This is a genomic window from Streptomyces sp. NPDC090119, assembly GCF_044747085.1.
Classification (GTDB): domain Bacteria; phylum Actinomycetota; class Actinomycetes; order Streptomycetales; family Streptomycetaceae; genus Streptomyces.
Genome location: NZ_JBIVDK010000002.1, coordinates 1,118,996 through 1,132,769, shown reverse-complemented (window position 1 = coordinate 1,132,769; position 13,774 = coordinate 1,118,996). Strand labels below are relative to the sequence as shown.

7 protein-coding genes are annotated in these 13,774 nt (G+C 74.5%); 1 reads left to right on the top strand and 6 read right to left on the bottom strand.

What is annotated here, in order from left to right; all coding sequences use genetic code 11:
- From ACIPPM_RS12480 to ACIPPM_RS12455, 6 genes are all read right to left on the bottom strand, one after another.
- Positions 1–2,202 carry a CDP-glycerol glycerophosphotransferase family protein gene (locus ACIPPM_RS12480; RefSeq protein WP_401446268.1) on the bottom strand — a complete coding sequence of 734 codons (2,202 nt, stop codon included), beginning with the start codon at positions 2,200–2,202 and terminating at the stop codon, positions 1–3.
- Positions 2,203–2,327: 125 nt separating this feature from the next.
- On the bottom strand, positions 2,328–4,535 hold the full coding sequence (locus tag ACIPPM_RS12475; RefSeq protein ID WP_401446265.1) for a CDP-glycerol glycerophosphotransferase family protein: 2,208 nt from the start codon (positions 4,533–4,535) through the stop codon (positions 2,328–2,330).
- A gap of 140 nt (positions 4,536–4,675) precedes the next feature.
- Entirely contained in the window at positions 4,676–5,593 is a 918-nt protein-coding gene (locus tag ACIPPM_RS12470; protein WP_401446262.1) for a carbohydrate ABC transporter permease, read from the bottom strand.
- Positions 5,590–6,933, bottom strand: coding sequence for a carbohydrate ABC transporter permease (locus ACIPPM_RS12465; RefSeq protein WP_401446259.1), 1,344 nt, complete (start codon positions 6,931–6,933; stop codon positions 5,590–5,592). Before ACIPPM_RS12465 ends, ACIPPM_RS12470 begins: the two co-directional genes overlap by 4 nt.
- A 7-nt stretch (positions 6,934–6,940) precedes the next feature.
- Entirely contained in the window at positions 6,941–8,317 is a 1,377-nt protein-coding gene (locus ACIPPM_RS12460; RefSeq protein ID WP_401446256.1) for an ABC transporter substrate-binding protein, read from the bottom strand.
- A 174-nt stretch (positions 8,318–8,491) separates the two neighbouring features.
- Positions 8,492–11,668 (bottom strand): FtsK/SpoIIIE domain-containing protein, encoded by a 3,177-nt coding sequence (locus ACIPPM_RS12455; RefSeq protein ID WP_401446253.1) that lies wholly within the window; start codon positions 11,666–11,668, stop codon positions 8,492–8,494.
- Between the two features lie 374 nt (positions 11,669–12,042).
- Between ACIPPM_RS12455 and ACIPPM_RS12450 the strand changes: the two genes are divergently transcribed.
- Positions 12,043–13,758 (top strand): serine/threonine-protein kinase, encoded by a 1,716-nt coding sequence (locus ACIPPM_RS12450; protein WP_401446250.1) that lies wholly within the window; start codon positions 12,043–12,045, stop codon positions 13,756–13,758.
- Positions 13,759–13,774 lie beyond the last annotated feature (16 nt).

Genomic DNA, 13,774 nt, shown 5'->3' with positions numbered 1-13,774 from the left:
TCAGCTCCTCACGAGGGACGCGGCGGCGGGGGCGGGCACACGCTCGGCGAGCGGCACCACCGGCGGCAGCGCCTCCGGCGGCTCACCGAGCAGCACCCGGCGCACGACCCGCTCGGCGGCGCGCCCGTCGTCGAACTCGCAGAACCGCTCCCGGAACACGGCCCGGCGCGCGGCGGACTCCTCACCCCGGTACGCGCCCTCGCGGAACACCCGCGCCAGCTCCTCGGGCGTACGGGCCACCGGGCCCGGCGCCTCGGCCATCAGGTCGAAGTACACGCCCCGCGTCTCGCGGTAGACCTCCCAGTCGTCCGCGAACACCACGATCGGGCGGTCCAGGTTGGCGTAGTCGAACATGATCGAGGAGTAGTCCGTGATCAGCGCGTCCGCCGCCAGGCACACGTCCTCGGCCGAGCGGTGCGCGGTGACGTCGATGATCCGGTCCGAACTCCGGGCCGCGCCCCGGTCGTAGAAGTAGTGGGCGCGCAGCAGCACCACCACGTCGTCCCCGGCCGCCGCGCAGAACGCGGCCAGGTCCAGGCCGGGTTCGAAGCCGGTGGCGTGGTCGCGGTGGGTGGGCGCGTACAGCACCGCCGTGGCTCCCTCGGGGACGCCCAGTTCGCGGCGCACGCGGGCCACGTCGTCGGCGGTCGCCGTCGCGTACACGTCGTTGCGCGGGTAGCCGTACTCCAACTGCTCGTAGGAGCCGGGGAAGGCGCGCTCCCACATCTGGGTGGAGTGCCGGTTGGAGGAGAGGTTGAAGTCCCAGCGGTCCACCCGGCTCAGCAGCTTGGTGAAGCTGCCCGACCGGGCGGCCACCACCGGGTACGTCGACTGGTCCACGCCCATCTTCTTCAGCGGGGTGCCGTGCTGGGTCTGCAGATGCGTGCTGCCGGGCCGCTTGACGACACCCTCGGCGAAGTTGGCGTTGTTGATCAGGTACGTGGCGCGGGCCAGCACCTCCCAGTACCGGCGCGAGCCGATCACCGCGTACTCCACGCCCTCGGGGACGGTGTGCGCCTGGTCGGCCTCCACCAGGAACACCGAGCGGATGTGCGGGGCGAGTTCGCGGGCCTTGGCGTGGATCGCGGCCGGGTTGCAGGTGTAGCCCCGGCCCCAATAGGCGCAGTACACCGCCAGGTTGGGGTCGAGCGGACGGCGCAGCGCGCGGGCGTAGCGCAGCCGGGTACGCAGCATGCGCGGCTTCGGCAGCCTGCGCAGCACCCCGGCGGCCACCCGGTTGACCCCGCGCAGCGCGCGGAACGGGGTGTACGCGCCCGCCGCCAGCAGCCGGTGCTGCACCCCGAGGCTCCCGCCGGGCACCCGGTGCCCGGCCGGGCGGTGCCTGCGGTACAGCCGTCCGGCGCGGCGGAAGAACGCCCGGTGGCCCTCGGTGAGCCGCTCGGGGCGGGACGCGGTCTTCAGGACCTGGGTGAAGAGCTGCTCGAACAGGGCTCTGGCCCGCTCCACCGGGAGACCGGACTCGGCGGCCCGGCGCAGTACCCGGTCCACCTGGTCCAGCAGGTCGCGCTGGTGCGGTCCGGGCGCGTTCAGCCTGCTGCCCTGGCGGCGGGCCCGGTGCCGGACGACGGCCCGGCGCAGCACCGCGATCCGCCCGGCGGCGACGGTGACCAGGCCGCCCCAGCCGAGGTCGGTGAAGTGGCCTTCGGGGAAGACGAGTTCGTGCTCGGCGAGGAAGGTGCGCCGGTAGCACGCGCTCCAGGCCGGGAGCTGCACACCGGTGAGCCAGGGGGCCGCGCCGGGCGCGAAGGCGCCGCCGGGGGCCTTCGCCAGCAGCGGGGCGGCCGGGTTGGCGGGCTCGCCCTCCCACCAGGGGACGCGCTCGTACTCGGCGTACAGCACGTCGACGCCCGCGGTCCCGGTCAGCCGCTCGTCCAGCGCGGCCAGCGCGCCGGGCAGCAGCAGGTCGTCGCCGTCCAGGAACAGCACGTACCCGCCGCGCGCGGCCCGCAGCCCGGCGTTGCGCGCCCCGCTCGGTCCGGCCGACGGCGGCGAGTTCACCGGGCGCACCCGCCGGTCGCGCTCGGCGTGTCCGGCGGCCACCGCGGCGGCCGGGGCGTCGGGGGAGTCGCAGACCGGGATCAGTTCCAGGTCGCCGAAGGACTGGGCGAGGACCGAGTCCAGGGCCTGCGACAGCCGGCCCGGGACCCCGTGGGAGGGGACGATGATGCTGAAGCGGGGCATGCTGTTCTTTCTGTCGTCTTGCGGGCGCGGCCCGGCCGCCCGGCGGGACGCCAGGTGGACGGCCGGGTCGGCGTGGGCCGCGTCGTGCCGTGGGGCATGGAGACTCCCGGAAGGTCCAACGGTGTTCAGCGGTCCCCGGTGACGGGGAGCGGGCCGGAAGGTTGCGGCACGGACGCGAGCGGCGCCCGGACCGGCGCCTCGGCGGCCGGTCGCGCCGGTCCGCGCGCGCCGGGCGGCACCGCCGCGAGCGGTCCCGCCGCCTGCCCCAGCACCACATGGCGGACGACACGCTCTGCGGCATTGCCGTCGTCGTACGGGCAGAAGCGGTCGCGGAACGCGGCCCGCAGCCGGGCGGAGCGCACCCCGCGCCAGTGACCGGAGGCGAACACGTCGGCGACCTCCTCCTCGGTGCGGGCGAGCGGGCCGGGCGGGCAGGCGAGCAGGTCGACGTAGGCGCCCCGGACCGTGCGGAAGACGTCCCAGTCGCCGGTGTGCACCACCATCGGGCGGTCCAGCCCCGCGTAGTCGAACAGCAGCGGCGAGAAGTCGCTGAGCAGCGCGTCCGAGGCCAGGCACAGGGACGGCAGGTCGGGATGGGCGGAGACGTCGACGAGGCGGGCCCCGGCCCCCGCCACCGGTTCGCCGAGCGGGGCACGGGTCAGCAGGGTGAACCGGGGTCCGAGCAGGCCGAGCAGCCGTCCGGGGTCCAGCGGCGGGGTCTGGGTGCGCAGGTGGTCGCGGTGCGCGGGCACGTACAGCACGGCGACCGCCCCCTCCGGCACGCCCAGCGCCGCGCGCAGCCCGGCCACGTCGGCCGGGGTGGCCCGCTGGAGGCGGTCGTTGCGCGGGCTGCCGTACTCCAGCGTGGTGTAGGCGCCGGGGTGGACCCGCTCCCAGGTGAGGGTGGAGTGCCGGTTGCCGGAGAGCACGTAGTCCCACTGGTCGACCTCGCGCAGCTGCCCGGCGAAGTCCGCGCCGGGGGCCAGTGCCGGGCGTTCCTGGAGGTCGAGGCCGGTGTGGCCGAGCGGGGTGCCGTGCCGGGTCTGTACGAAGACCTGGCCGGGGCGCTTGACCAGGCCGGGCCCGAAACCGGCGTTGTGCACCAGGTACGTGGAGCGGGCCAGCGCGGTGAAGTGGGCGGCGGTGCCGGGTCGGCCGAGCCAGGCGGTGCGGATGTGCGGGGCGTGCGCGTGGAAGGCCGCCTCCAGGGCGCTCGGGTCGCAGCCGTGGTCGGGGGCCGGGTCGGCGGCGAAGAGGGCGCGGTCGGCACGCAGGGGGAGGAGCCGCTGCACCTGGTAGTGCAGGCGCAGCAGGGCCGCCCGCAGTTTCCGCGTCCCGCGTCCGGCCGAGGCGCGTGCCTGGCGGCGGAGCGCGGCGGCGAGGCGCAGGGTGCGGAAGGTGCGGTGCAGGCCGTGCCGGACCAGGGCGCGGCGCAGGCCGGGCGGTACCGGGGTGCCGGGGGCGCGGTGGCGGCGGCAGTGGGCGCGGGCCCGGCGCAGGAACGCGGGGTGGCTGCCGCGCGGGAGGCGGTCCCGGCGGGTGGCGATCGTGGTGAGGTGGTCGAGCATGCGGGCGTACAACTCCGGCCGCCAGAGCTCCAGTTCGGGCCTGCTCGCGAGATACGCGAAGACCCGGTCGTACTGGTCGAACACGTCGAAGTGGCGGGGGCTGGTGGTGCGCAGGATGCTGCCCCGGCGGCGCTGGCGGTAGTGCACGCAGACCCGGTCCAGGGTGGCGATCGACCCGGCCGCCATCAGCACCGGGAAGGTCCAGGGGGTGTCCTCGTAGTAGCCCGGCGGGAAGGTGAAGCCCTCGCGGGTGACGAACTCCCTGCGGTACGCCTTGTTCCACGCCACCATCAGCACCCGCAGCAGCCCCGGCCGGTCGGCCAGGGTGAAGGGGGCCGGGCCGTCCTCGGTGAGCCGGTCCGCGAGCCGGTTGCGCAGAGTGGTGCCGTCCCAGTGGGTGCGGGCGTAGTCGAAGACCAGGACGTCCGGCTGTCCGGTCGCCGCGACGCGGTCCGCGACGGCGCGCAGGGTGTGCGGGGTGAGGGTGTCGTCGCCGTCGAGGAAGAGCAGGTAGTCGCCGCTCGCCTCCGCGACACCGGCGTTGCGGGCCCCGCCGAGCCCGGCGTTCTCCGGCAGGTGCACGGCCCGTACGCGGGGGTCGCGGGCCGCGTACTCGTCGATGATCGCGCCGCAGCCGTCCGGCGAGCGGTCGTCCACCGCGATCAGTTCGAGGTCCGGGTACGACTGCGAGAGCACCGAGTCCAGGCACTCGGCGAGGTACGCCTGCACCTCGTACGCGGGGACGATGACGCTGAACCTGGGCAAGGCACATCCATGGGTCGGTCGGCACGGGCCTTCTGCCCGGCAACGGCCGTCCGGTGGACTTGGTTACGGCTCCTACGGCATACGGGGGACGCCCGGGGGAACCGTCCCGATTCCCCCGGGCAACACCTGTGCGGTAACGGCTACTTGACCGCTCCCGCCATCACCCCGGACACGAACTGCCGCTGGAAGGCGAAGAACACGGCCAGCGGGATCACCATCGACAGGAACGCGCCGGGCGCGAGCACGTCGATGTTGTTGCCGAACTGCCGTACCTGCGTCTGGAGGGCCACCGTGACCGGCTGGGAGCCGGACTTGGTGAACACCAGCGCCACCAGCATGTCGTTCCACACCCACAGGAACTGGAAGATGCCGAGGCTCGCGATGGCGGGCGCGCCGAGCGGCATCACCACCCGCGCGAACAGCCGGAGTTCGCCCGCCCCGTCCAGCCGGGCCGCCTCCAGCAGCTCGCGCGGGATCTCCGCGAAGAAGTTCCGCAGCAGGAACACCGCGAACGGCAGCCCGAACCCGATGTGGAACAGCACCACGCCGAGGATCGAGCCGAACAGCCCGATCTCGCCGAAGAGTTCCGCGATCGGGATCAGCGCCACCTGCACCGGCACCACCAGCAGCGCGACCACGCCGAGGAACCACCAGTCGCGGCCCGGGAACTCCATCCACGCGAACGCGTAGGCCGCCAGCGAGCCGATCACCACCACGCCCACCGTGGCCGGGACCGTGATCAGCACGGTGTTGATCAGCGAGTGGGTGATGTCGCCGTTCTCCAGCAGCTTGCCGTAGCTCTCGAAGGTGAGCTTGGACGGCTCGGTGAACACCGTCCACCAGCCGCTCGCGTTCATGTCCTCCGGCGAGCGCAGCGAGGAGATCAGCAGCCCGATCGTCGGCACCAGCCAGAACAGGCCGACGACGACGAGGACGAAGCGGACCAGTCCGCCGCCGAGGCCCTCCACCAGCCGGGCGCCCAGCGAGCGCCTGCCCCGTACCGTGCCCTCGGCGGGCAGCTCGCGCACCCGTCCCGCGCTCTCGGTGTGCGTGCTCATCGCCTGCCCTCCCGCCGCAGCCTGCGGATGTTGAACAGCATCACCGGGATCACCAGCAGCAGCAGGAACACCGCGATGGCGCTGGCCACACCGGGCCGCCCCTCGGAGAAGCCCTTGCGGTACAGCTCCAGCGCCAGCACGTTCGCGTCGTCCTGGGACGAGCCCGGCGCGATGATGTAGACGAGGTCGAACACCTTCAGCACGTTGATCATCAGCGTGACGGCGACGACCGCGAGCACCGGCGCCAGCAGCGGCACGGTCACCTTGCGGAACACCTGCCACTCACTCGCGCCGTCCACCCGCGCCTGCTCCAGCAGCTCCCTCGGCACCCCGGCGAGCCCCGCCGCGATCAGCACCATGGCGAAGCCCGCCCACATCCAGACGTAGGAGCCGATGATCGCCGGGGTGACCAGGGTCGGGCCGAGCCAGTCGACGCCGTTGTACGCCTCCTTGAAGTTGGCTGCCGGAAGCCGCAGTTGGGCCCCGTCCGCCGCGGCGGGCAGGGTGAAGGTGCCGTCACCGGCCGCCTTCGCCGAGGCCACCACCTTGCCGTCCTTCACGGCCTCGATCCGCATCCCGGCGTAACCCCGCTCGGCCGGGTCCGGGGCGCCGAGCTTCCCGACGCCCTTGCCGCGGGTGAAGTCCTGCCAGACGGTGCCGGTGACCTTCCCCGGCTCCGGCCGGGCGGTGACGGCCCGCTTGGCGTCGTCCGGGAACTGGTCCGGGGCCACGCCGACCATCGGCAGCGCGACCGGGGTGCCCGCCTTCACCGGGTCCTTGGTGACGAACCCACCGCCCTGCCCGACCAGCGGCGACTGGCGGCCGGGGTGCGCCTTCGGGAACGCCGACGCCTGGGCGAAGGAGTCGTGCACGCCGACCCACACCGCGTTGGCGACCCCCTTGTCCGGGTCCTGGTCGTACACCAGCCGGAAGATGATCCCGGCGGCCAGCATCGAGATCGCCATCGGCATGAAGACGACCAGCTTGAACGCCGTTCCCCAGCGCACCCGTTCGGTCAGCACCGCGAAGACCAGACCCAGCGCGGTGGAGACCGTGGGCGCGAACACCACCCAGATGATGTTGTTCTTCAGCGCGGTGCGGATGCCGTCGTCGGTGAACAGCGCCTGGTAGTTGTCGAATCCGGCGAAGTGGTCGCCCGAGGAGTCGTAGAGACTGCGGACGACCGAGTACCCGATCGGGTAGAGCACGAGCGCGCCGAGCAGCACCAGGGCGGGCAGCAGGAACAGCGCCGCCACCGCCTTGCGGGTCCCGGTCACGCTCCTGCGGCTCCTCGGCGCGGCCGGGCCCGGAGGGGACCCGGCCGCCGCTGCCGATGCCATGACCGGATCAGCCCCCGTTCCCGTACGCGGCCGCCGCGTCCTTCTCCAGCCTCGCCTGGGTGCCCGCGACGTCCTTCGGGTTCTTCAGGAAGTCCTGGAGGTCCTTCCACTCGCCCTTGCCGGGCGTGCCGCCGAACGCCTGCGGCGCTTGGTCGGACATGTCGAAGCGGAAGTCGTCGCCGGACGCGATCAGCGCCTTGGCGATGGTGCGCTGGGTGTCGTTCGGGTACGCCGAGAGCGGCACGTTCTTGTTCGGCGAGAGGTAGCCGCCGAGCTTCGCCTGCACCGTCGCCGCGTCCGGGGACGCCAGGAAGGTCGCCAGCGCCTGGGCGCCCTTGGAGTCCTTCAGGATCACCGCCGCGTCACCACCGGAGACCACCGGCGCGGTCGAGCCGACCGACGGGAACGGGAACACCTTGGCGTCCGCGCCCACCTTCGCCTTGGTCTCACCGATGTTGACCTGCGCGAAGTCGCCCTCGTAGACCATCGCCGCCTTCGGCTGGTCGCCGCCGGTGAAGGTCTGCGTGACCGAGGCCGGGAACTCGGTCTGGAGCGCGCCGTCCGGGCCGCCCGCCACATAGTCCTTCTTGCCCCAGACCTGGGCCAGCGTGGTGAGCGCCTGCTTCACCGAGGGGTCGGTCCACTTGATCTCGTGCTTGGCGAGCTGGTCGTACTTCTCCGGGCCCGCCTGGGAGAGATAGACGTTCTCGAACCAGTCGGTCAGCGTCCAGCCGTCCGCGCCGCCCACCGAGAAGGGGGTGACCCCGGAGTCGTACACCGCCTGCGCGGCGGTCAGCAGCTCGGCCCAGGTCTTGGGCTCCTTGGCCCCCGCGTTCTCCAGGACGGGCGCGTTGTACCAGATCAGCGACTTGTTGGCGGCCTTGTAGTAGACGCCGTACGGCTTGCCGTCGACCTTGCCGATGTCCTGCCAGCCCGCCGAGTAGTTCTTCTGCAGCTCCTTCACCGCGTCCGGGCCGAGCGGCTTGGCCCACTTCTTCTCGACCGCCTGCTTGATGGCGCCCGGCTGCGGCAGCAGCGCCACGTCCGGCGGCTGCCCGCCCGCGATCTTCGAGCCGAGGAAGTTGATGATCGGGTCCTGCGCGGGCACGAACGTCACCTTCGCGCCCGTGCGCTTCTCGAACTCCGCGAGGACCTTCTTGAAGTTGGCCTGCTCGGTGCCGGTCCAGACGGCGGCGACCTCGAGTTCCGTGCCGTTCAGCTTCGGCAGGGTCACCGTGGAGCCGGTGGCCCCGCCGCCGCCCTCGTCGGCGTCCTTCTTCCCGTCACCGCCGGAGCAGGCGGTGAGCGTCAGGGCCCCCGCCAGCAGCGCGGCGAGGGCGGCGCCCGTCCGGTGCCCTCGGATGGTGTCGCTCGGCTTGCGCATCACTTCCCCGTTCGTCGTTCTCCGTTGAACGCCTGAACTCTGCTTGTGCGCTCCGGTGTACGCCGGGCCGCCCCGCCGCGGCAAGAGCACCCGCACGGTCCGGCCACGCATTGTGACCGGCTCGTGATCATCGAGGTATGCGCACCGGGCACGGGGAATCCTGGTGCCCTCCGGTCAGAGCAGCGAGGGCACCTGACCGGCCGACACCTGCCGGGCCGCCCGCTCCACCGCGCTCGCCAGCAGGGCCAGGTCGGTGGGGCCGTTGCCCAGCTCGCGCACCGGGCGCCGGGTCGGGGGGTCGCCCATCCGCTGCCAGTCCAGCGGCAGTACGGTCGGCCGCTGGGTCGCGGTGCGCGGGATACGGCCCGTCACCCGGCCGCCCTGCACCCCGGTGACCCGGCCGTCCGGGTACGCCAACACCCCGCGCCCCGGCGCCGGTTCGCCCTCCGCGCTCCGCTCGGCCGCGCTCGTGCCGCGTCCGCCGGACGGCGCGTCCAGCGTCACCCGCAGGGTGGCCCGCCGCGCCGGTTCCGTCTCCGCCGTACGGCCGCCCGCGCCGGTCGCGGCCACCAGGTGCACGCCGAGCCGCTCGCCCTCGCGGGCCACCGCCTCCAGCGCCCGCACGACCGACCCGGCGGCGGGCCTGCCCGGCGAACCCAGCGCTGGGGAGACCAGCGCGTCCAGGTCGTCGACGACCACCACCAGCCGGGGCAACGGGGGTGCCGCCTCGGTGTGCTGCCGGGCGGCGCCGGGCCGCAGCCGCAGCGTGGAGCTGGGCGGAGCCTCCAGGTCACCGGTGCCGGTGTCGCGGCCGCGCTGGGCGACCATCCGGCCCGACACCTCGTGCGCGGTGTGCCAGTGCGCGAAGTCGGTCAGCCCGACCAGCTCCGCCCGCCGCTTCAGCTCGGCGCTCAGCGACTGCGCGAACTCCCGCATGCGCACCGGGTCGTTGGCGATCAGATGGGTGGTCACATGCGGGATGTCGGTGCAGGACCGCAGCCCCTCGCCGACCCCGGCCGCCGTGCCGACACCGTCCCGGCCGTCGATCAGCACCATGCCGAGCCGGTCCGGGCGCTCGGCGGCGGCCAGCGACGCCACCACCGCCCGCAGCAGCTCCGTACGGCCGCTGCCGGGCGGCCCCTCGACCAGCAGGTGCGGGCCGTCGGCCACCAGGTCGGCGGTGACCGGGCCGCGCGGACCGGCGCCCAGCACCGCGCGGGCCCGGCCGCCCAGCGACTCGGCGTCGTCGGCCGCGTCGGCCCAGCGGGCCATCAGCGAGGCCGGGGTGGCACGGGCCAGCCCGAGTTCGTCCAGCAGCCGGGCCGACAGCGGCAGCGGCACCGCGACGCGCGCGTGCCGGGCGTCGTCCGGGGCGTCCGGGCGCAGCGGGGCCAGCGCCCGCGCGAACCGCTCCGCCCAGGCCGCCGACACCGCGTCCACGGCGGCGAGGGTGCCCGGACCCACCGGGCCGGTCGGCGCGACTCGCATCAGCCGCAGCGCGGTCGCCACGTCCCCGCTGAGCAGCGCGACCGCCCCGCACTCACGGAAGGTGGGCGTCACCGCGCAGGCCGCCCCGTAGGTCTCCATCAGCGGCGAGGCGGGGGAGGCGGGCGCGGTCTCGGCGAGGCACACCACGTGCACCCCGGCGCGCGGCCCGCTCATCGCCAGCCGCGCCACGTCCTCCCGCAGCGCCGAGCCGCCGGGGTCGCCGTCCACCACGACCACCGTGTACGGCCCCGGATGCCCGTCCGGGCCCGGACGGAAGGAGGCGGGGTCGGTGTGGGACTCGACGCGGCGCAGCAGCTCGCCGGTGCGGGCGGCCGCCTGTTCGCGGTCGTAGGCCAGCAGCAGCCTGCAGTCCTGGCCGTGGCCCGGCCGGACGTGCGGCAGCCAGCCCAGCCAGGACCACTCGGCGGTGCGCTCCTCCACCGAGCGGGCCCGGTCCGCGCTGATCAGCACGATCTCCAGCAGGTCCGGCGAGTGCAGCGCGGCCAGCTGCGCCAGCACCGCGCGGGCCAGCCCCGCGAGCCGGGGGCGCGGACCGGCCAGGCCCAGGGCGCCCACCTCGCGTAGCGCGGCCGTCACCGGCACGGCGGGCAGCGCCGAGCCGTCGGGCGCGGTCCGGTCGGCGGTGCCGAGCCGCACCGCCAGCGCCTCGTGGTGTCCCGGACCCCGCTCCCAGAGCCGGGGGCCCGGACCGAGCGCGGTCAGCAGCAGCGCGGCCGGGTCCGGCCAGGTCTCCGGGCGCCGGAACGCCTCGGGCAGCGTGACGGGGGCCGCCTCGGCGTACGGCGCCTCCTCGGCGGCGATGTCCTCGCCCCGGCCGCCGGTCAGCTTGCGCGCCCAGGCGCCGATGCCACCCCGGCGCCGGGCGGCGGGGAGGTCGGTGCCCCGGACGGGGGTGCCCTTACGGGTGGGGGAGTCCAACTCGTCGGGGTGGGCGAGGTCGGGCCGGTGGCCCGGGTGGGTGTCGTGCTCCTGGTACCGGCCGGTGCGGTGGTCCGGGGCGCGGCTCTCGATGCGGGGCGCCCCGCCCTGCTCGGGTACGGCGGCCCGCTCCACGCGTTCCGCGCCGACCCGCTCGGCGGTGCCGTACCCGTGCCCGGTCGGACCGTTCGGCGCGCCCGTGTCCGGAGCGGTGTCCGGGGTCTCCCAGGGGCAGGCGTCCGGGGCGTCCCCGAGGGGCACCCGCACACAGCCCTCCCCGTCCGGCACCGTGCGCACCCGCGCCCCCGGGCCCCCTGACGGGGTCACCCTGAGCGCGGATTCACCCAGGCGCAGCAGACCGCCCGACGGAAAGCGCAGCGGACGGTCGGTGACACGGGCGCCGTCCAGCGTGGTGCCGTTGGTGGAGTCCAGGTCGGTCACCGAGACCCGGCCCTCGGCGGTGACGTTGACCGCGCAGTGCAGCCGGGACACGTCCGGGTCGTCCAGGGGGACGTCGGCGTCGGCGGAGCGGCCCACCGTTATCCGGCCGCCGTGCAGCAGATGGACCCCGCCCGCGTCCGGGCCCGCGACCACATGGAGCTGGGTCGGGGCGTCGTCCAGCTCGGGATGCGGCTCCGGGGCCGCGGGGGCGCCCAGCGACAGCACCGCGCCGTCGACCAGCGGGGGTTCACCGAGGGTGTGGCGGCGCGGGTCCAGACGGTCCGCGCCCGCGTACAGCGCCACGGAGACACCGCTGCCGTCCCGGCCGGCCCCGCTCTCCCCGGTGACCGCCGAGGCCAGCGCGGGCGCCACCGACGCCAGCTCGGTACCCGTGGGCGCCGTGACCAGCACGTCACGCGTCGCGGCGGCACCCCGCCTCGGGGACGCGCCCAGCGGATCTACGACGGTCAGCCGGATCTGCATCGCCGTCAGCGGTCCCTTCTGCCCGGCCGCGGAGGTGCCCCACTCCGCACGGGCACGTAGGCCAGTACTGCACGCATCCTCGCACCTGTCACGGCTCTCCCGCCCGCGTCCCGGTACGAAGTGATCTTGATTGGTCAGCTCTGCCCCCAAAAGTGCCTGACCAGTAACGCGGCGGCGATCACTTGAGATCGGTCACGTACCGGAACCGGCAACCGGTGGACCCGAGGTGAGCGTCTTTCCTCCGAACACGGACCGGAGGCCGCACGTAGTACTCAGGGGGCGGCTCCGGGACAGGCCACTACAGTGGTCGGAACGCCGGAACACCGGTGGCAATCGGCGAGCAAGCAGCCAAGAGCTAGCAGGGAGCGCGTGACGTGCGGCCAGTCGGCAGCAAGTACCTGCTCGAGGAGCCGCTCGGACGCGGCGCCACGGGCACCGTCTGGCGCGCCAGCCAGCGGGAGACGGCGGGCGCCGAGGCGGCCGTGGCCGGGCAGCCCGGCGAGACGGTCGCCATCAAGGTCCTCAAGGAGGAACTGGCGAGCGACCCGGACATCGTGATGCGCTTCCTGCGCGAGCGCTCCGTCCTGCTCCGGCTCACCCACCCCAACATCGTCCGGGTCCGCGACCTGGTCGTCGAGGGCGACCTGCTGGCGCTCGTCATGGACCTCGTCGACGGCCCCGACCTGCACCGCTACCTGCGGGAGAACGGCACCTTCTCGCCCGTCGCCGCCTCCCTGCTCACCGCCCAGGTCGCCGACGCGCTCGCCGCCAGCCACGCCGACGGCGTCGTCCACCGCGACCTGAAGCCCGCCAACGTGCTGCTGCGCCAGTACGACGGGCAGATGTACCCGATGCTGACCGACTTCGGCATCGCCCGGCTGGCCGACTCACCCGGCCTGACCCGCACCCACGAGTTCGTCGGCACCCCCGCCTACGTCGCCCCGGAGTCCGCCGAGGGCCGCCCGCAGACCTCCGCCGTCGACGTCTACGGCGCCGGAATCCTGCTGTACGAGCTGGTCACCGGCCGTCCGCCGTTCTCCGGCGCCACCGCACTCGAGGTCCTGCACCAGCACCTCAGCGCCGAGCCGCGCCGCCCCTCCACCATCCCCGACCCGCTGTGGACGGTGATAGAGCGCTGCCTGCGCAAGAGCCCGGAGCAGCGGCCCAGCGCCGAGAACCTCGCCCGCGCCCTGCGCGTCGTCGCCGAGGGCGTCGGGGTGCACGCCAGTCCGGCGCAGATCGCCGCCGCCGAGGGCGTCGGCGCCCTCCTCGCCCCCGACCCGGACCCGGCCCCCGTACCGGGCGTGCCCGGCGCCCCCGACGCCAATGCCGCCACCCAGGTGCTGCCCCCGAACGCCGCCCAGGGCGCCTACGACCCCAACGCGGCCACCAGCTTCCTGCCGCACACCGGCGGCCCGCACGGCGCCGCCGACCCGACCACCGTGCTCCCGAGCACCGGCGCGGGCCCCGGTACCGGTGACCCCACCACGGTCATGCCGCCGATGCCGCAGGGCCGGCCGGGCCAGTACGGCCCGCAGGACCCCTACGGGCAGAACCCGCAGAATCCGCAGAACCCCGACCAGCCGCACCCCTGGCAGACCCAGCTCCGCGCCGCCCGCGACCGCAACGAGCAGACCCAGGTCCAGTACCTCGACCCGGACGAGGACCCGCTGCGCCGCCGCCCCCAGCGGCAGGCCGCCCGCCCGCAGCACCAGCCCCAGCAGTCGCGCCCCCAGGAGCCGCAGCAGCGTCCGCAGCCCCGGCGCTCGACCCCGCAGCCGCAGCAGTACGCCCCGCCGCCGCAGCCCCAGCGGTACGCCCCGCCGGAGCCGCAGCGGCCCGCGCGCGAGCCCCGTCCGCCCCGGCAGCGCAGCGCCAACCCGATGAAGATCCCCGGCCTGGGCTGCCTCAAGGGCTGCCTCTTCACGATCGTCATCCTCGTCGTGGCGAGCTGGCTGATCTGGGAGCTGACCCCGCTGCACACCTGGGTCGGCCAGGGCAAGGGCTACTGGGACCAGCTCAGCGACTGGGTCGGCTCCGTCAGCGACTGGTTCAAGAACCTCGACAGCTCCTCGGGCGGCGGCAACTGAACAGCCGCTCCCGGAG